This window comes from Streptomyces sp. CGMCC 4.7035 (assembly GCF_031583065.1).
GTDB classification, from domain to species: domain Bacteria; phylum Actinomycetota; class Actinomycetes; order Streptomycetales; family Streptomycetaceae; genus Streptomyces; species Streptomyces yaanensis.
The window spans coordinates 2011427-2029930 of the sequence record NZ_CP134053.1 but is presented as its reverse complement, the minus strand read 5'-3'; the positions used below and the strand labels follow the sequence as shown (position 1 = coordinate 2029930).

Sequence of the window (18504 nt, the reverse complement as noted above, 5' to 3'; positions counted from 1 at the left end):
GGACGGTGATCAGCAGGAGAGAACTCGCGGCGAACGCGCCCCCTTCCGCTCCCTCGGTTCACTCCGAGCGCCTGCTCGTTGGGGTGAATAGGCGGGTGAGGATGGATACACCTCTGTGGGGGGAACCGAGGGGGACCGTGGAGCGGCGGCTCGAAACCCCGTGTCCGCCGCTCCACGGGCAGCTCAGCCGAAGACGGCCAGGCTCTTCGTCCTGCCCTTCACTTCCTCCACGAGCGCGACGAACCGGCCCTCCGCGTCGAAGACGGCGACGGGCCCGGCGCCCGCGTACTCGTCGGGCATCTCCAGGCGCACGCCGTTCGTGAGCAGCCGGGCGCGCTTGGCGTCCACGTCCCAGCGCGGGAACGCGGCCGCGGCGGCCTCGGAGATCGGCATCACGGTCAGCTCCTCCTGGAGCTGGTCCAGGGTGCGGGCCGAGTCCAGCTTGTAGGGGCCGACGCGGGTGCGGCGCAGGGCGGTCAGATGGCCGCCGACGCCCAGGTCCGCGCCCAGGTCGCGGGCGAGGGCCCGGATGTACGTGCCGGACGAGCAGACCACGGACACCAGCAGGTCGAGCACCGGGGTGCCGTCCTCGGCGACGGCCTCCCGGACGTCGTACACGGCGAAGGAGGAGACGGTGACCGGCCGGGCCGGGATCTCGAAGTCCTCGCCGTCCCGCGCCCGCTTGTACGACCGCACGCCGTCGATCTTGATGGCGCTGACCTTGGACGGCACCTGAAGGATGTCGCCGGTCAGTTTGGCGACCCCGGCGTCGATGGCGTCGCGGGTGACCTCGGAGGCGTCCGTGGAGGAGGTGATCTCCCCTTCGGCGTCGTCCGTGACGGTGTTCTGCCCGAGCCGGATGGTGCCGACGTACTCCTTCTCGGTGAGGGCGAGGTGCCCGAGGAGCTTGGTGGCCTTCTCGACGCCGAGGACGAGGACGCCGGTCGCCATGGGGTCCAGGGTCCCGGCATGTCCGACGCGCCGCGTCCGCGCGATCCCGCGCATCTTGGCGACCACGTCGTGCGAAGTGAAGCCCGACGGCTTGTCGACGATGACGAGGCCGTCGGGCGTGGTGTGCTTCTGGGTCATTCGGCGGTGTCGTCCGTCTCGTCGCCGGAACCGGGCTTCTTGTACGGGTCCGCTTCACCGGCGTACGAGGCGCCCGTGGCCGCCTCGCGCACCTGCGCGTCGGAGGCACGCGCCTTGTCGAGGAGGTCCTCGATGGTCCGGGCGGTGTCCGGCAGGGCGTCCGCGACGAAGGCGAGGGTCGGCGTGAACTTCACGCCCGCGGCCCGTCCGACCTCGGAGCGCAGGATGCCCTTGGCGCTCTCCAGACCGGCGGCCGCGGCCGCCCGCTCCTCCTCGTCCCCGTACACCGTGTAGAAGACGGTCGCTTCCCGCAGATCGCCCGTCACCCGGGTGTCCGTGATGGTGACGTGCGAGCCGAGCCGCGGGTCCTTGATCCCTCGCTGCAGCTTCTGGGCCACCACCTCTCGGATGAGGTCCGCCAGCCTCTTAGCCCGCGCGTTGTCGGCCACTGGTCCGTCTCCCGTTCTTTCCTGTCTACGTTCTTTGGTCAGTCGTCGTCGCCGTGGAAGCGCCGTCGGACGGACAGCAGTTCCACCTCGGGGCGTCCGGCGACCAGCCGTTCGCACCGGTCGAGCACGTCCCTGAGGTGCCCCGCGTCACCGGAGACCATCGCCAGGCCGATGCAGGCCCGCCGATGGAGGTCCATGTGGTCCACCTCGGCCGCGCTCACCGCGTACTTCCGCTGGAGTTCGGCGACGATCGGGCGGACGAGGGAGCGCTTCTCCTTCAGCGACCGTACGTCGCCGAGGAGGATGTCGAAGGACAGAGTCCCCACATACATGTATGTATCCGGATGACCCGCCGGTACGGGATCGATGGCCCCGCCGTCGGTATGGGCAGGGACACGAAAACCGTACAACGAACACCGGAACGGCTCGACGGGGTTTTCACGGGCCTGGGAAAGCCCGTCCCGGGGGTCCTTGAGGACGAGGCCGTTCGGGTCGAAGCGAGGGTCCGGGGGCGGCAGCCCCCAGGACAGCAAGGGCGGCCGGCGGAGACATGTCCCCGCCGGCCGGCCTTACACATCGGCCGAGCGCGCTGTTAGACGCGCGGCTTCTCCCGCATCTCGTACGTCGCGATGACGTCGTCGACCTTGATGTCGTTGAAGTTGCCGAGGTTGATACCGCCCTCGAACCCTTCGCGGATCTCGGTGACATCGTCCTTGAAGCGACGCAGACCGGAGATGGTGAGGTTCTCCGCGACCACCTTGCCGTCGCGGATGAGGCGCGCCTTGGTGTTGCGCTTGACCTCGCCCGAGCGGATGAGGACACCGGCGATGTTGCCCAGCTTGGACGACTTGAAGACCTCGCGGATCTCCGCCGTACCGAGCTCGACCTCCTCGTACTCCGGCTTGAGCATGCCCTTGAGGGCCGCCTCGATCTCCTCGATCGCCTGGTAGATGACCGAGTAGTACCGGACGTCCACGCCCTCGCGCTCGGCCATCTGCGCCGCGCGGCCGGCCGCGCGCACGTTGAAGCCGATCACGATGGCGTCCGAGCCCATCGCCAGGTCGATGTCCGACTCCGTGACCGCACCGACGCCGCGGTGCAGGACGCGGATGTCGACCTCTTCGCCGACGTCCAGCTGGAGCAGGGAGGACTCGAGGGCCTCGACGGAACCAGAAGCGTCACCCTTGATGATCAGGTTCAGCTGCTGGACCTCGCCGGCCTTGAGCACCTTGTCCAGGTCCTCGAGCGACACGCGACGCGTGCGCTTGGCGAAGGCCGCGTTGCGCTCACGAGCGGCGCGCTTCTCGGCGATCTGACGGGCCGTACGGTCCTCGTCGACCACCAGGAAGTTGTCGCCCGCACCCGGGACGTTGGTCAGGCCCAGGACCTGGACCGGCGTCGACGGGCCCGCCTCGGCGACGTTGTTGCCGTTGTCGTCGAGCATGGCGCGGACTCGGCCGTAGGCGTCGCCCACGACCATCGTGTCGCCGACCCGCAGCGTGCCTCGCTGGACGAGGACCGTCGCCACGGCGCCACGGCCGCGGTCGAGACGGGACTCGATCGAGATGCCCTGCGCGTCCTGGTTCGGGTTGGCCCGCAGGTCGAGCGAGGCGTCGGCCGTGAGCACCACGGCCTCCAGCAGCGAGTCGATGTGCAGACCCTGCTTGGCGGAGATGTCGACGAACATCGTGTCGCCGCCGTACTCCTCGGCCACCAGGCCGTACTCGGTCAGCTGACCGCGCACCTTGGTCGGGTCGGCACCCTCGACGTCGATCTTGTTGACCGCGACGACGATCGGGACGTCGGCCGCCTTGGCGTGGTTGAGCGCCTCGACCGTCTGCGGCATGACGCCGTCGTTGGCCGCGACGACCAGGATCGCGATGTCCGTCGACTTCGCACCACGGGCACGCATGGCGGTGAACGCCTCGTGACCCGGGGTGTCGATGAAGGTGATCTTGCGCTCTTCGTCGTTGACCTCGGTCGCGACCTGGTAGGCACCGATGTGCTGGGTGATGCCACCGGCCTCGCCCGCGATGACGTTCGTCTTGCGGATGGCGTCGAGCAGGCGGGTCTTGCCGTGGTCGACGTGACCCATGACGGTGACGACCGGCGGACGGACCACCAGGTCCTCCTCGCCGCCCTCGTCCTCGCCGAACTCGATGTCGAAGGACTCGAGCAGCTCGCGGTCCTCCTCCTCCGGGCTGACGATCTGAACGGTGTAGTTCATCTCGCCGGCAAGGAGGAGCAGCGTCTCGTCGGAGACGGACTGCGTGGCCGTGACCATCTCGCCCAGGTTCATCATGACCGCGACGAGCGACGCCGGGTTGGCGTTGATCTTCTCCGCGAAGTCGGTGAGCGACGCACCGCGCGACAGGCGAATGCTCTCGCCGTTGCCGCGAGGCAGCATCACGCCGCCGACCGACGGGGCCTGCATGGCCTCGTACTCCTGGCGCCTCTGCCGCTTCGACTTGCGACCGCGACGCGCGGGACCACCGGGACGACCGAAGGCGCCCTGCGTGCCACCGCGACCGCCCGGACCACCGGGACGACCGCCGAAGCCGGGACGGCCACCGCCGCCACCGCCGGGACCGCCGGGACGACCGGCGAAGCCGCCGCCACCACCGGCACCGGGAGCACCGGGACGACCGGCGAAGCCGCCGCCGCCACCCGGACGACCGGCGAAGCCACCGCCGCCCGGACGACCGCCGCCGCCACCGGGACGACCGCCGCCGCCGCCGGGACCGCGACCGCCGGGACCGCCGCCACCGGGGCGCGGGCCGGCAGCCGGACGCTGCGGCATCATGCCGGGGTTCGGACGCGGACCCGCGGGGCCGCCGCCGGGACGCGGACCGCCCTGCGGACGGGGCATGGCGCCCGGAGTCGGCCGGGGACCGCCCGGAGCCTGCGGACGCGGACCGCCACCGGCCGCACCCTGCGGACGGGGACCGCCCTGGCCCGCACCCTGCGGACGCGGGGCACCCGGGGCACCGGGGCCGCCGGGACGCGGCGCACCGCCCGGCCGGGGCGCCTGCGGGCGCGCCATGCCGGTGGAGCCACCGGAGGTGAAGGGGTTGTTACCCGGACGGGGACCGGCCGGACGGGCACCCGGACGCGGACCCTGGCCGCCCTGACGCGGAGCGCCGGAACGTGCGGCACGGTCGCCGCCCTGACCCTGTCCCTGGCCGGGACCGGCCGGACGGGCACCGGGCTTGGGGCCACCGGGACCCGGACGGGCACCCGGACGCGGACCCTGGGCGGCCGGAGCCGACGGGGGTGCCGTGAACTCGGGCGCGGCCGGGGCCGGGGCCGCCGGGGCGGGCCGCGGCGCGGGCTTCGGGCCCGGCGTCGGGCGCGGGCCCGGGGTCGGGGCCGGACCCGAGGGGGCCGGACCCGAGGTCGGGGTCACCGCGGGCCGCTCGGCCACCGGGGGCTTGGGCGCCGGCGGGCGCGGGGCAGCCGGACGTGCGGCCTGCGCCGGGGAGGGCGCGGCCGACTTCGCCGGGGAGGCCTTGCGGGCGGCGGGCTTGGCGCCACCACTGCCCTGCTGCAAGGCGTCAGTCAGCTTGCGTACTACGGGCGCCTCGATCGTCGAGGACGCCGAACGGACGAACTCACCGAGTTCCTGGAGCTTGGCCATGACGACCTTGCTCTCCACACCGAACTCCTTGGCGAGTTCGTATACCCGGACCTTAGCCACTTCGCTCCTTTTAGGTCCGGGTTGCGGCCGGACCGTCGCTACTTCATGGGCGTACTCATCGCGTACTCATCGAGTGCTCATCGCAATCTCGACCTACTTCCGACTCGCGAGGTACCAGGGCCGCACGGGGATCCGTACGACGCTTCTTGCGGTATTGCCTGCTCAGCAAGGTGCTGCTCAGCAACCTTCTGCCTGCTCGATGTACTGGCGCAACACCTTTGTGTCGAGCGGACCCGGGACGCGGAGCGCCCGCGGGAACGCCCGGCGGCGGACCGCCAGGTCGAGACAGGCCGGTGCGGGATGTACATACGCACCCCGGCCGGGCAGCGTACCGCGAGGATCGGGGACGCAGTCGTCCTCGACCGCCACGGTCCGCAACAGTTCGGTCTTGGCCGCTCGCTCCCGGCACCCCACACAGGTGCGCTCAGGGCATACGCGGGCATGCGTCCGGCCAGACAAAACTAAGTCTACCTCCCCGCGCCGACCTCACCCCTTTGGGGCAAGAATCGAACACTTGCTGCGCATCAAACTGTCGTGATCTGAGCGACACACGGCCGGGATCTATTCCCGGCCGAGGTCATCGCCGAGGTCCCCCGGGTCAGGCCGGCTTCTCGGCGGGCTGTTCGGTGTCGGGCCGGATGTCGATCCGCCAGCCGGTCAGCCGGGCCGCGAGGCGGGCGTTCTGCCCCTCCTTGCCGATCGCCAGCGACAGCTGGTAGTCGGGCACCGTCACGCGCGCGGAGCGGGCGGCGAGGTCCACGACCTCCACCTTGGAGACGCGGGCCGGGGAGAGGGCGTTCGCGACCATCTCGGCCGGGTCGTCCGACCAGTCGACGATGTCGATCTTCTCGCCGTTCAGCTCACCCATGACGTTGCGCACACGGCCGCCCATCGGACCGATGCAGGCGCCCTTGGCATTCAGACCCGAACGGGTGGATCGCACGGCGATCTTCGTACGGTGACCGGCCTCACGTGCGATCGCGGCGATCTCGACGGACCCGTCGGCGATCTCCGGCACCTCCAGCGCGAAGAGCTTCTTCACCAGATTGGGGTGGGTACGGGAGAGCGTCACGGACGGGCCGCGCACACCCTTCGCCACCCGGACGACGTACGACCGGATCCGCTTGCCGTGCTCGTACGACTCCCCCGGCACCTGCTCCTGCACCGGCAGGATGGCCTCCAGCTTGCCGATGTCCACGAGCACGTTCTTCGGGTCGCGGCCCTGCTGGACCACACCGGTGACGATGTCGCCCTCACGGCCCGCGTACTCGCCGAGCGTCGCGTCGTCCTCGGCGTCGCGCAGGCGCTGCAGGATCACCTGCTTGGCGGTGGTGGCGGCGATGCGGCCGAAACCCGACGGGGTGTCGTCGAACTCGCGCGCCTCCTGCCCCTCCTCCAGGTCCTCGGGGTCCTCCTTCGCCCACACAGTCACATGGCCGCTCTCCCGGTTGAGCTCCACGCGTGCGTGGCGGCGGCTTCCCTCGGTGCGGTGGTAGGCGATGAGGAGGGCCGCCTCGATCGCCTCGACCAGCAGGTCGAAGGAGATCTCCTTCTCCCGTACCAAGCCCCGCAGGGCACTCATGTCGATGTCCACGGCTACGCCTCCTCTTCCTTCTCGTCCTTCTTGTCCTTGCGGCCGAACTCGACCTGGACGCGCGCCCTGTCGATGTCCGGGAACGCGAGTCTGCGGGTGGTGGCCTTGCGGCCCTTCACACCGGGCACTTCCAGGTCGAGGCCTTCGTCGTCGACCGTCAGGATCCTGGCGACCAGCTCGCCGCCCTCGGCCAACTGGAACTTCACCAGCCGGTCGATGGCGCGTACGTAGTGCCGGTGTTCCTTGAGGAGGCGCTCCGCGCCCGGGGTTCCGACCTCGAGGGTGTACTCGCCCTCGCCCATCGCGTCCGTCTCGTCGAGCTTCGCCGAGAGCGCGCGGCTCACATCGGCGATCTGATCCAGGTCTGCACCGGTGTCGGAGTCGACGACGACGCGCAGCACCCGCTTGCGTCCGACCGAGTCCACCGCGATCTCTTCGAGATCGAGTCCCTGGGAGCTGACGAGCGGTTCCAGCAGTTCTCGCAGCCTCTCGCTCTGGGTGGTGCTCATCCGGGTGACTCCTCGGCCGCGTGTGCTGTTGTGGTTAGGTCGCGTGTCAGGTCAAAGGGTATCCGGTCCCGGGGTGTGTTGCCGTCCACCTGCGCCGCCACCAGGCCCTGCCGTCACACCGCGAGAGCACGTACGTGGCGTTGCGCGGCGGACAGGACTTCGACGCCAGGGACCGGACGCGGCCTTGGGCTGACGTGCGATCGGCCGAGCCGGTGGCGAGTGCCGGGGCGGCGCGCGGGTACGGTGATCACGGGCGAGCCGCCCATCCGTTCGTACGAGGACTTCGAGGACGTCTGCCGTGCCGTTCCCGTTCCCCCCGCCCCCGCGCATCCGCCTGCGCAGAAGGAGCCTGCTCGCCTCGGCCGCGGGTGCCGCGCTGCTCGCGGGCTGCTCCGACGCCCCCGACTCCGCCACCACCGGTGGCAGTGCGTCGGCCGCCGACCGGGCACGCGCGCGTGCGGCGCGCGACAGTGAGGCGCTCGCCGAGCGGTACGCCGCAGTGATCGCCGCCCATCCGGAGCTGGCGGAACGACTGCGGCCGCTGCGGGCTGAAGTCGCCCGGCACGCACAGGCGTTCGGCGGCGGCGCCGGGACTTCGGCGTCGGCGTCCGCCTCGGCATCGCCGTCCCGCTCGGCCTCACCGAGCGCGTCCGCCACGACCGTGGATCCCACCGCCGTACCGAGCGCGTCTCGCACCGCCGTGGACCCCTCCGCCGTACCGAGCGCGTCTGCCACGCCGGACTTCAAGGCCGTCCTGGCCGAACTGGCCGCGGCCGAGCGGTCCCTGGCCGACCTGCGGACCAAGGCGCTGCTGGACGTGCCGGGCGAGCTGGCGCGGCTGATGGCATCCGTGGCGGCGGCCGGGGCCGCGCACGCGTACCTGCTGACGGAGGGCGGAAAGTGAGCACGACCGCCGGCACGATGACCAGCACGACGGCGAGCACGCCGGGCGCGAAGACCGGCACACCGAAGCCCGAGAGCGCTGAGCTCACGGCCTTGCAGGCCACGCTGCGCGCCGAGCACGCCGCGGTCTACGGCTACGGCGTCGTCGGCGGGCGGATCCAGCAGGCCCGGCGGGCGGAGGCGCGAGCCGCGTACGACGCCCATCGCGCCCGGCGGGACGAGCTGGCCCGGGCCGTACGGGACCTGGGCGGCACACCGGACGCCGCCGCGGCCGGGTACGCGCTGCCCTTCCCGGTCGCGGACTCGGCCGCCGCCGTGCGGCTCGCCGCCGAGTTGGAGGGGCGGCTGGCCGGGGTGTACTCCGATCTCGTCCGGGCCTCGACGGGCGAGCGACGGCGCTCGGCCGCCGAGGCGCTGCGGGAAGCGGCGGTGCGGGCGGCACGCTGGAGCGGCGAGAGCGTAGCCTTCCCTGGTCTCGCCGAGCGGGCGGCGGCCACCCCCGCCGCGTCGGCGACACCGCGGACGTGAGGCGTACGCGCACACCGCGTGCGAAGCCGACTTGGAAGGGAACAACTCGCGCATGGCTATCGAACCGCCGCAGCGCCTCGTGCGGGCGCTCGGCGAGACGCGGCGGGACGGTGGCGCCGAGTGGCTGGACGAGCTCTCCGAGCTGGTGGAACAGGCCGTCCGTCTACGCGAGTTGACCGTGGAACGGGTGCAGGCGCCGGGCGGCCGCAGCAGCCTGGTCCTGCTGGTGCGACAGGCCGACGGCACGCCCGCCGTGCTGAAACTGGCGCCGCCGTGGGCCCGGCCACAGAGCGAGCGGGCGGCGCTCGTGCGCTGGGACGGCCTGGGCGCCGTACGGCTCCTGGACGCGGACGCCGAGCGGGGCGTCCTGCTCCTTGAGCGGCTGCACCCGGAGATGTCCGTGCGTTCGCTGCCGGAGGCGAAGGCCCTGCTGGAGGCGGCCGGCACGCTGCGGCGGCTGTGGGTCGAGCCCCCTGCCGGTCACTCCTTCGAGACGGTGGCCGCGCGGACCGGGCGGCAGGCCGAGGCGATGCGGGCGGGCGCGGAGACGGACCCCGAGGCCGCGCCACTGGTCGAAGCGGCGCTGGCGGCGCGCGAGCAGCTGCTCGCGGCCCCGCCGGAGGAGCGGCTGCTGCACGGCACCCTTCGGCAGAGCAAGATCCTCGCCGGGGAGCGGATGCCGTGGCTGGCCGTGGGTCCGGACCCGGTGGTCGGTGAGTGCGCCTTCGACCTGGCGCGGCTGGTGCGCGACCGGGTGGAGGACCTGATCGCGTCGCCCTCGGGGGCGTCGATCACCCGGCGCCGGGTGAAGCGGCTCGCGGAGTCGCTGGACCTCGATCAGGAGCGGCTGCGTGGCTGGACGCTGTTCCGGGCGGTCGAGTCGGGGGTGCGGGCGCGTCGGGTCGGCCGGCCGCTGGACGCGGAGCTGCTGCTGGAGTTCGCGAGCTGGCTGTAGTGGGGTGGTGGGGCTGCCGGGTCGTGCGTGTGGAGGTGTTTCGCCCCCGCCGCCCCTACCCTTCCCGTCCCCAGGGGCTCCGCCCCGAGCCCCCTCCCGGGGGCTACCGTGACCGTCGTGCCGTCCAGTTCGACCAGCCGCCGGCCGGGGACCGGGCGGACTGTGAGCCGCACCGGGCGGTCGTCCTCGTGGACGAGAGCGAAGTCGCGGTCGTAGCCGATGGCGTTCATCGCCGAGCCGATGGTGGGGTCCACCGCCCCGTCCGTCGCCTTCGCGGCGCGCAGCGCCACCGCCAGCGCCTCGGCGAGCAGCGGGCTGACCCTGGTCGGGCGGCCCTCCGCGCGGTCCAGCGCGGCCAGTTCCGAGTCGTCCCGGAAGCGGGAGCAGGCGGCGTCCACCTCGGCGAGGTGGCGGGCCAAGAACAGATTGCAGGAGTCCAGCAGGGCGGGGTCGGTGACGACCAGGCGGACGCTCGTGCCGAGGGCGCGCCGATCCGGGCCGACCGTCGCAGGCGGGGCGGTCGGGGTGGTCATCAGGACGCCCCCGAGGTGGAGTCGGCCGAGCCGCTGCCGGAGGACGTCAGACCGTCCGACGACGACTGGAGGCTGTGCGAGGAGGAGGACGACGAGTCCGTCGAGTCCGTCGAGTCCGTCGAGCTGCTCGACGAGGACGAAGAACTGCTGGACGACGACGAAGAGGTCGGGTCCGTACCGCTGCTCTTGCTGCCGGAACTGGTCGAGCCCGTGCTGCCGCTCGCCGACGTGTCGGCGTCCGCCTGCATCGTGCCGACCAGGGCGAACACCCCGGCCGCCGCCGCGAGCGTGACCGCCGCCGCCGTTGCCGCCGTCCGCCGTGCTCCTCTGCGGACCGCCGCGACGGCCCCCGTTCCCTGCCTGCCATGGCTGTTCCCCTCCGAGATGACGGTGACGCTGTGTCACGCCCTACGGTCGGGGACCCGCCTGAGAGAAGTCTGTGAGGCGCCCATACGCTCACGAAGAACTCTCTGAGACGTGCCTGCAAAACGGCGGACGGCCGCCGGTCGGTGACCGGCGGCCGTCTCGGCTACGAAGGCGACGCAGACGACGCAGACGACGCAGACGACGCAGACGACGCAGACGACGCAGACGACGCAGACGACGCAGGATCAGGCCGTCAGGCGGGCGATCGCCTCGTCCACCGTCAGCTCCTCGCGCTCGCCCGTCTTGCGGTCCTTCAGCTCCAGGACGCCCTCGGCGGAGCGGCGGCCCGCCACCAGGATCTGCGGCACGCCGATCAGCTCGGCGTCCGTGAACTTCACGCCCGGCGAGACCCCGGCGCGGTCGTCGACCAGGACGCGGACGCCGGCCGCGGCCAGCTTCTCGGAGACGTCGAGGGCCAGCTCGGTCTGCAGCGCCTTGCCCGCCGCCACCACGTGCACGTCGGCCGGGGCGACCTCCTTGGGCCAGACGAGGCCCTGCTCGTCGGCGGTCTGCTCGGCGAGCGCGGCGACCGCGCGGGAGACGCCGATGCCGTAGGAGCCCATGGTCACGCGGACCGGCTTGCCGTTCTGGCCGAGGACGTCGAGCTTGAGGGCGTCGGTGTACTTGCGGCCCAGCTGGAAGATGTGGCCGATCTCGATGGCGCGGTCGAGCTTGAGCCCGGTGCCGCAGTTGGGGCACGGGTCGCCCTCCTGCACCACCACGACGTCCACGTACGCGTCGACCTCGAAGTCGCGGCCCGCGACCACGTTCTTCGCGTGCATGCCGTCCTTGTTGGCACCGGTGATCCAGGAGGTGCCGGGGGCGACGCGCGGGTCGGCGATGTACGTGACCTTGTCCAGGCCCTGCGGGCCGACGTAGCCGCGGACCAGGTCCGGGCGGCCCACGAAGTCCTCGGCGGTGACCAGCTCGACGGCGGCCGGGGCGAAGTGCGCCTCGACCTTGTCCATGTCGACCTCGCGGTCGCCGGGGACGCCGACGGCGACGATCTCGCCGTCGACCTTGACGAGGAGGTTCTTCAGGGTGGCGGAGGCCGGGACACCGAGGTGGGCGGCCAGGGTCTCGATGGTCGGGGTGTCCGGGGTCGGGATCTCCTCGGCCGCCGGGACGCCGGAGCCGTCGACCGGCTTCAGCTGGTACGTGATCGCCTCGGTGTTGGCCGCGAAGTCGCAGTTCGGGCAGTCCGCGAAGGTGTCCTCGCCGGCGCCGGCCGGGGCGAGGAACTCCTCGGACTTGGAGCCGCCCATCGCGCCCGCGGTCGCCGCGACGATCCGGTAGTCGAGGCCGAGGCGCTCGAAGACGCGCTGGTAGGCCTGGCGGTGCAGGGCGTACGACCGGGCGAGGCCCTCGTCCTCCAGGTCGAAGGAGTACGAGTCCTTCATCAGGAACTCGCGGCCGCGCAGGATGCCCGCGCGGGGCCGGGCCTCGTCACGGAACTTGGTCTGGATCTGGTACAGGATGACCGGCAGGTCCTTGTAGGAGGACGCCTGGTCCTTCACCAGCAGGGTGAAGATCTCCTCGTGGGTGGGGCCGAGGAGGTAGTCGCCGCCCTTGCGGTCCTTGAGGCGGAACAGCTCGGCGCCGTACTCGTCCCAGCGGCCGGTCGCGTCGTACGGCTCGCGCGGCAGCAGGGCGGGGAGCAGCACCTCCTGGGCGCCGATCGCGTCCATCTCCTCACGGACGATCCGCTCCACGTTGGCCAGGACCTTCTTGCCGAGCGGCAGCCAGGTCCACACGCCTGCGGCGGTGCGACGGACATAACCGGCGCGGACCAGCAGCTTGTGGCTGAGGACCTCGGCGTCCGCCGGGTCGTCGCGCAGCGTCTTCGCCATCAACTGGGACATGCGCTGGACCGGTGCGTTCGCCATGTTCTCGTACTCCGTCTGCGAAAGGGTGATGGCTAGGAGGTTAGCCGGGCAGACTGTGCGGGCGGAAATTCGTCAGCGTCCGCGCAGGGGAAGCGGGGCGCCCATCACGGCGTACGGCTTCGGCGCGCTGGGGAAGAGCACCTGTCGCGCCAGGTCCACATAGCCCAGCGAACGGTACAGGCCACGGGCCGGGCTCTCCATGTCGATCGCCGACAGGATCGAGCGCGGCTGCGCGGCGCCTTCCGTGATGGTGGTGATCAGGGCGCGGCCGATGCCCCGGTTCTGGTAGTGCGGATGGACGTGCAGCTCGGTGATCACGAAGGAGTCGTCGAGCCATTCGTCGTGGCCCTGGGCGCGCAGATACGGTTCGACGACGGTGGACCACCAGTGCGTGCGGTCGTTGGGCATGCCGTAGACGAACCCCACGAGCCGACCGTCGGCGGTGGTGGCGCCGAGTGCGCGGGCTCCCGGGTAGGTCATGTGCCGCAGCACGATCTGACGGCGTACGGCGACCTCGTCGGCGCCGAGCCCGAACGCGACGGCCTGCACGGCGAGCGCCTCGTCGACGTGGGCGGGCAGGTCGAGGGGGCCGATCACGACGTCGTCGGGGTTGCGGGGTCCCTGATCGGGAAAGCGCAGCATGTCGGGGAGACTACAGGTCGTCTCCGAGCCTCAGGGCATCACTCGTAAGTGCGGCTAGAACAGCACGCTCATGAACGCGCCGATCTCCTGGAAGCCCACCCTCTGGTACGTCCGCCGGGCCGCGGTGTTGAAGTCGTTGACGTACAGGCTCACCAACGGCGCGACATCCGCCAGCGCGTACCGCAGCACCGCCGCCATCCCGGGCGCCGCGAGTCCCTGGCCGCGGTACTCGGGCGCCACCCACACCCCCTGGATCTGGCAGGCCTGCGGTGTCGCCGCGCCGATCTCCGCCTTGAAGACGACGTTGCCGTTCTGGTCGAGGCGGGCGAACGAGCGGCCGGAGCCGACGAGTTCCGCGACCCGGGCCTGGTAGAGCAGCCCGCCGTCACCGGCCAGCGGCGAGACCCCGACCTCCTCGGTGAACATCGCCACGCACGCCGGCATGATCGTCTCCATCTCGTCCTTGCGGATGCGGCGGACGTACGGATCCGGGGCGATGTCGGCGGGCATACGGTCGGTGACCATGAGCGGCTGGCGGGCGCGGACCTCGCGGGCCGGGCCCCAGCTCGGCTCCAGCAGGCGCCACAGCCGGGCGGTGGATTCGGCGGGGCCGACGATCGAGGAGCAGCGGCGGCCCGCGCGCCGGGCACGGTCGGCGAAGGCCCGCACCGCGCGCGGCGTGGCACAGATCGGGACGAGGTTGGCGCCCGCGTAGCACAGGGACATCAGCATGCCGTCCTCGTACCAGCCCCACATCTCGCCGCCGAGGCGCCACGGGTCGAGGCCCGCGACCTGGACCCGGGACGTCACGAAGGCGTTCGCGACCGGCTCGCGGTCGAGGACGGCGAGCGCGGCGTCCAGGTCACTCGGTTCGAGGACCCGGGTGGTGGTCTGCGTCAACACGTGCGGAAGCCTCACCCTGCGGTCTGCTGATCTCCGCACTGTACCTGGCGCGCTTGTGCGGCGCCGCCCGGCGTCTCGGCCCCCGGACGGTGGGGGGCGACCTGTGGGTCGGCCGTGGTTTGGGGGGCCGCCGGGGCGCACCTGCGGACGTGGGTCGCCGAGCCGTGCGAGTGGGGACTCCGGCGCGCTCTTGGCCGCCACGGACGTGGTGCGGTACGACCCGTTCGCAGACGCCGAGGCCGTCGGCTCGCCATCATCGCCGCCGAGCCGGCCGCCGACGCCGTGCGGCGGCACTTGGGGACCGGTGGGAGGTCGAGCCGCGCAGCCCTGGCACAGGCGTCCGGGCGGAGGTACGACGGAGTCCCGCCACCGACGGGTGACGGGACTCCCTGGAACGTGGTCGGGTCGGAGGTCAGCCGGCGACCGACACCGACGGCTCGCCGGAGGCGATGCCCTCGGCCTCCATCTGCTCGGCGAGCTTCATCGCCTCTTCGATGAGGGTCTCCACGATCTTCGACTCGGGGACGGTCTTGATGACCTCGCCCTTGACGAAGATCTGGCCCTTGCCGTTTCCGGAGGCGACGCCGAGGTCGGCCTCGCGGGCCTCGCCGGGGCCATTGACGACACAGCCCATGACCGCGACGCGCAGCGGGACCTCCATACCCGTGAGGCCCGCCGTGACTTCCTCGGCCAGCTTGTAGACGTCGACCTGGGCGCGGCCGCAGGACGGGCAGGAGACGATCTCCAGGCCGCGCTGCTTCAGGTTCAGCGACTCCAGGATCTGGTTGCCGACCTTGACCTCCTCCACCGGAGGCGCGGAGAGGGAGACGCGGATGGTGTCGCCGATGCCCTGCGAGAGCAGTGCGCCGAAGGCGACGGCCGACTTGATCGTGCCCTGGAAGGCGGGACCGGCCTCCGTGACGCCCAGGTGCAGCGGGTAGTCGCACTGGGCGGCCAGCTGGCGGTACGCCTCGATCATCACGACCGGGTCGTTGTGCTTGACGGAGATCTTGATGTCCCGGAAGTCGTGCTCCTCGAAGAGGGACGCCTCCCACAGGGCGGACTCGACGAGCGCCTCGGGGGTCGCCTTGCCGTACTTCTGGAGCAGCCGCCTGTCCAGCGAGCCCGCGTTGACGCCGATCCGGATCGGAGTGCCGTGCTCCTTGGCGGCCTTCGCGATCTCCTTGACCTTGTCGTCGAACTGCTTGATGTTGCCCGGGTTGACGCGGACCGCGGCGCAGCCCGCCTCGATGGCCGCGAAGACGTACTTCGGCTGGAAGTGGATGTCCGCGATCACCGGGATCTGCGACTTCTTCGCGATCGTGGCGAGGGCGTCGGCGTCGTCCTGCGTAGGGCAGGCGACGCGGACGATCTGGCAGCCCGACGCCGTCAGCTCCGCGATCTGCTGGAGCGTCGCGCCGATGTCCGAGGTGCGCGTCGTCGTCATCGACTGCACCGACACCGGCGCGTCTCCGCCCACCGCCACGGATCCGACCTGGATCTGCCGGCTCTTGCGGCGCTCGGCGAGCTTGGTCGGAACGGACGGCATGCCGAGTGAAATCGCAGTCATCTGCTGTGCAACCCCAAGTTGTGGATCAAGGTCCTCGTCCCGGAACGGCGGGCTCCAAGCCCTGAGATTACGCCACGGGCGTGGACCCCAGCACATCACCGTCCGTAAACCCCCCCAATGGGCGGCGGCCGGGAAGGAAGTCTTCCCGGCCGCCGTCAACTCCGTATGGCTGCGAGATGGCTACGAGATTTTCACCGGGTTGACCACATCCGCGATGAGCACCAGGAGGGTGAAGCAGACGAAGATCCCGGCCACCACGTACGCCACCGGCATCAGCTTCGCCACGTCGAAGGGGCCCGGGTCGGGGCGGCGCAGCACCTTGGCCACGGCACGGCGCAGCGACTCCCACAGGGCGCCCGCGATGTGCCCACCGTCGAGCGGCAGCAGCGGGAGCATGTTGAACAGGAACAGGGACAGGTTGAAGCCCGCGACGAGCAGGAGCATCATCGCGATCTGCTGGGACGGTGGGATGTCCAGGGTGAACACCTCGCCACCGACGCGGGCCGCGCCGACCACGCCCATCGGGGAGTCCGGCTGGCGCGGGGCGTCGCCGAAGGTCGCGTCCCACAGGGCGGGGATCTTGCCGGGCAGGGAGACCAGCGACTCGACGCCGTTCTCCATCATGTCGCCCATGCGCTGCACGGACTGGTCGAAGGACTGCTCGACGATGCCGGAGGCGGGTGTGAAGCCGAGGAAGCCGGCGTACACGTACTTGCCCTCGACATAGCCGCCGTTGCCGTCCGTCTTGCTCACCTGGTTCTTGATCAGGTGAGCGCGCAGGTCGACCTTCTGGCCCTTGCGCTCGACGGTGATCGTGACGTCCTTGCCGGGGTTGGCACGGATGTCCGACTGGAGGGCGGACCAGTCCTTCACCTGCGTGCCGTCGAACGCGACGATCTTGTCGCCCGGCTTGAGGCCTGCGGCCTGGGCTGGCGCGGCCGGGTCGTCCTTGCCGCACTTCGTACGGTTCTCGCTCTGCTGGATGACGCAGTCGGAGACCTTGGAGACCGTGGTGGTCTGGGTCTGCACGCCGAACGTCATCATCACGCCGAGGAAGATCGCCACGGCGAGGACCAGGTTCATGAAGGGGCCCGCGAACATGACGATGACCCGCTTCCACGGCTTGCGCGTGTAGAAGAGACGGTCCTCGTCACCGGGCTGAAGCTCCTCGAAGGACTGCGCCCGGGCGTCCTCGATCATCCCGCGCCAGGGCGAGGTGGAACGGGCCTCGATACGGCCGTCCGGGCCCGGCGGGAACATGCCGATCATGCGGATGTAGCCACCGAGCGGGACCGCCTTGATGCCGTACTCGGTCTCGCCCTTCTTCCGCGACCAGATGGTCGGGCCGAAGCCGACCATGTACTGCGGCACGCGGATGCCGAAGAGCTTGGCCGTCGACAGATGCCCCAGCTCGTGCCAGGCGATCGAGACCAGCAGTCCGATCACGAAGACGCCTATGCCGAGGATCATCATCAAGGTCGTCATGCACGAGCCTCCGCGATTGCCGTCTGCGCCTTCTGCGCCGTCAGTTCCCTTGCCCGGGCACGTGCCCAGGTCTCCGCTTCGAGGACGTCCACGATGGTGAGGGAAGTTCCCGTACGGGGGGTGCCGTGCTCCTCGACCACCTGGGTGACCGTCTCCATGATCCCGTTGAACGGCAGGGTGCCGTTCAGGAACGCATCCACGCACTCCTCGTTGGCGGCATTGAACACCGCCGGTGCCGTGCCCGCGAGCTGTCCCACGTGCCGGGCGAGCCCCACCGACGGGAACGCCTCGTTGTCGAGCGGGAAGAACTCCCACGTCGACGCCGTGCTCCAGTCGAAGGCGGGCGCCGCGTCGGGCACCCGCTCGGGCCAGCCGAGTCCGATGGCGATCGGCCCCCGCATGTCGGGGGGCGTCGCCTGCGCCAGCGTCGATCCATCCGTGAACTCCACCATCGAGTGGACATACGACTGCGGGTGCACGACAACCTCAATGCGATCGAAGGGAATGTCGTACAGCAGGTGTGCCTCGATCACTTCAAGACCCTTGTTGACGAGGGTCGCGGAGTTGATCGTGATGACGGGGCCCATGGCCCAGGTGGGGTGAGCGAGGGCGTCCTTGGGCGTGACGTTCGCCAGCTCCGCCTTCGTCCGGCCGCGGAACGGGCCACCGGAGGCGGTGACGACCAGCTTGCGCACATCGGCGCGGGTACCGGCGGCGAGGGCCTGGAAGAGGGCGGCGTGCTCGGAGTCGACCGGGATGATCTGGCCGGGCTTGGCCACGGCCTTCACCAGCGGGCCGCCGACAATGAGCGACTCCTTGTTGGCGAGCGCGAGCGTACGGCCCGCCTCCAGGGCGGCGAGGGTGGGTGCGAGGCCGATGGAACCCGTGATGCCGTTCAGGACCGTGTGGCAGTCGGAGGCGGCGACGTGGGTGGCCGCGTCGGGTCCGGCGATGATCTCCGGGAGGGTCTCTCCGGGGCCGTACTGCGCGCTCAGGGCCTCCCGCAGGGCCGGTACGACGTCCTCACGCGCGACCGCGACCGTGCGCACCCGCAGGCGGTGGGCCTGCTCGGCGAGCAGTCCGACCCGGCCGCCGGCGGCGGAGAGCGCGGTCACCTTGAACCGGTCGGGGTTGCGGAGCACGAGGTCGATGGCCTGGGTGCCGATCGAGCCGGTGGAGCCGAGGATCACGACGTCCCGCACTCCGTCCACGGGGTCGAAGACGAGATGGGGGTCGGCAAGGGGGGCTGGACTGTCGCTCATCCCTCCATTGTTGCCGCACGGCGGCGCCGGGAGGACAGGGTGTCCCTCGGGCGTGTGGCTTATCGGCCTTCGC

18 protein-coding genes are annotated in these 18504 nt (G+C 71.2%); 4 read left to right on the top strand and 14 right to left on the bottom strand.

All coding sequences use genetic code 11. The features are described from left to right. Positions 1-183: 183 nt before the first annotated feature. The 7 genes from truB to rimP form a co-directional block, all read right to left on the bottom strand. On the bottom strand, positions 184-1089 hold the full coding sequence (truB, locus tag Q2K21_RS08555) for a tRNA pseudouridine(55) synthase TruB (RefSeq protein ID WP_310768314.1): 906 nt from the start codon (positions 1087-1089) through the stop codon (positions 184-186). Further along, entirely contained in the window at positions 1086-1538 is a 453-nt protein-coding gene (gene rbfA / locus Q2K21_RS08550) for a 30S ribosome-binding factor RbfA (protein WP_310768312.1), read from the bottom strand. Before rbfA ends, truB begins: the two co-directional genes overlap by 4 nt. 38 nt (positions 1539-1576) lie before the next feature. Beyond that, positions 1577-1870: a DUF503 domain-containing protein gene (locus tag Q2K21_RS08545; RefSeq protein WP_310768310.1), complete on the bottom strand. Its 294-nt coding sequence runs from the start codon at positions 1868-1870 to the stop codon at positions 1577-1579. Between the two features lie 260 nt (positions 1871-2130). Then, positions 2131-5235 carry a translation initiation factor IF-2 gene (infB, locus tag Q2K21_RS08540; protein WP_310768308.1) on the bottom strand — a complete coding sequence of 1035 codons (3105 nt, stop codon included), beginning with the start codon at positions 5233-5235 and terminating at the stop codon, positions 2131-2133. Positions 5236-5412: 177 nt separating this feature from the next. Beyond that, positions 5413-5694 (bottom strand): YlxR family protein, encoded by a 282-nt coding sequence (locus Q2K21_RS08535; RefSeq protein ID WP_310768306.1) that lies wholly within the window; start codon positions 5692-5694, stop codon positions 5413-5415. Positions 5695-5833: 139 nt separating this feature from the next. Further along, positions 5834-6829: a transcription termination factor NusA gene (gene nusA, locus Q2K21_RS08530; RefSeq protein WP_310768304.1), complete on the bottom strand. Its 996-nt coding sequence runs from the start codon at positions 6827-6829 to the stop codon at positions 5834-5836. A 2-nt stretch (positions 6830-6831) separates the two neighbouring features. Next, positions 6832-7338 carry a ribosome maturation factor RimP gene (gene rimP / locus Q2K21_RS08525; protein ID WP_310768302.1) on the bottom strand — a complete coding sequence of 169 codons (507 nt, stop codon included), beginning with the start codon at positions 7336-7338 and terminating at the stop codon, positions 6832-6834. A 298-nt stretch (positions 7339-7636) separates the two neighbouring features. Here rimP and Q2K21_RS08520 point away from each other — a divergent pair, with 298 nt between their 5' ends. The 3 genes from Q2K21_RS08520 to Q2K21_RS08510 are packed head-to-tail and all read left to right on the top strand — an operon-like array spanning position 7637 to position 9724. After that, positions 7637-8242: a hypothetical protein gene (locus tag Q2K21_RS08520; protein WP_310768300.1), complete on the top strand. Its 606-nt coding sequence runs from the start codon at positions 7637-7639 to the stop codon at positions 8240-8242. A gap of 17 nt (positions 8243-8259) precedes the next feature. Then, positions 8260-8769, top strand: a complete 510-nt coding sequence (locus tag Q2K21_RS08515) for a ferritin-like domain-containing protein (protein WP_310780731.1) — start codon at positions 8260-8262, stop codon at positions 8767-8769. Positions 8770-8821: 52 nt separating this feature from the next. Next, on the top strand, positions 8822-9724 hold the full coding sequence (locus Q2K21_RS08510) for an aminoglycoside phosphotransferase family protein (protein ID WP_310768296.1): 903 nt from the start codon (positions 8822-8824) through the stop codon (positions 9722-9724). Here the strand turns inward: Q2K21_RS08510 and Q2K21_RS08505 are convergent. Beyond that, positions 9607-10257 carry an FAD:protein FMN transferase gene (locus Q2K21_RS08505; protein ID WP_310768294.1) on the bottom strand — a complete coding sequence of 217 codons (651 nt, stop codon included), beginning with the start codon at positions 10255-10257 and terminating at the stop codon, positions 9607-9609. The genes Q2K21_RS08510 and Q2K21_RS08505 overlap by 118 nt on opposite strands. Positions 10258-10272: 15 nt before the next feature. On the opposite strand from Q2K21_RS08505, the gene Q2K21_RS08500 reads away from it, so the two are divergent. Further along, the gene (locus tag Q2K21_RS08500) at positions 10273-10731 is read left to right on the top strand and encodes a hypothetical protein (protein WP_310768292.1); all 459 of its coding nucleotides are present in this window, start codon (positions 10273-10275) and stop codon (positions 10729-10731) included. Between the two features lie 137 nt (positions 10732-10868). On the opposite strand, the gene Q2K21_RS08495 is transcribed toward Q2K21_RS08500, so the two are convergent. The 6 genes from Q2K21_RS08495 to dxr all read right to left on the bottom strand — a co-directional run bounded on the left by Q2K21_RS08495 (position 10869) and on the right by dxr (position 18431). Further along, the gene (locus Q2K21_RS08495; protein WP_310768288.1) at positions 10869-12569 is read right to left on the bottom strand and encodes a proline--tRNA ligase; all 1701 of its coding nucleotides are present in this window, start codon (positions 12567-12569) and stop codon (positions 10869-10871) included. Between the two features lie 72 nt (positions 12570-12641). After that, on the bottom strand, positions 12642-13211 hold the full coding sequence (locus Q2K21_RS08490) for a GNAT family N-acetyltransferase (RefSeq protein WP_310768287.1): 570 nt from the start codon (positions 13209-13211) through the stop codon (positions 12642-12644). 54 nt (positions 13212-13265) lie between these two features. Beyond that, the gene (locus tag Q2K21_RS08485; protein ID WP_310768283.1) at positions 13266-14114 is read right to left on the bottom strand and encodes a GNAT family N-acetyltransferase; all 849 of its coding nucleotides are present in this window, start codon (positions 14112-14114) and stop codon (positions 13266-13268) included. A gap of 412 nt (positions 14115-14526) precedes the next feature. Beyond that, positions 14527-15684: a flavodoxin-dependent (E)-4-hydroxy-3-methylbut-2-enyl-diphosphate synthase gene (gene ispG, locus Q2K21_RS08480; protein ID WP_310768280.1), complete on the bottom strand. Its 1158-nt coding sequence runs from the start codon at positions 15682-15684 to the stop codon at positions 14527-14529. A 180-nt stretch (positions 15685-15864) separates the two neighbouring features. Continuing rightward, positions 15865-17169 carry a M50 family metallopeptidase gene (locus Q2K21_RS08475; protein ID WP_310768278.1) on the bottom strand — a complete coding sequence of 435 codons (1305 nt, stop codon included), beginning with the start codon at positions 17167-17169 and terminating at the stop codon, positions 15865-15867. Next, positions 17166-18431 (bottom strand): 1-deoxy-D-xylulose-5-phosphate reductoisomerase, encoded by a 1266-nt coding sequence (gene dxr, locus Q2K21_RS08470; RefSeq protein WP_310768276.1) that lies wholly within the window; start codon positions 18429-18431, stop codon positions 17166-17168. Before dxr ends, Q2K21_RS08475 begins: the two co-directional genes overlap by 4 nt. Positions 18432-18504 lie beyond the last annotated feature (73 nt).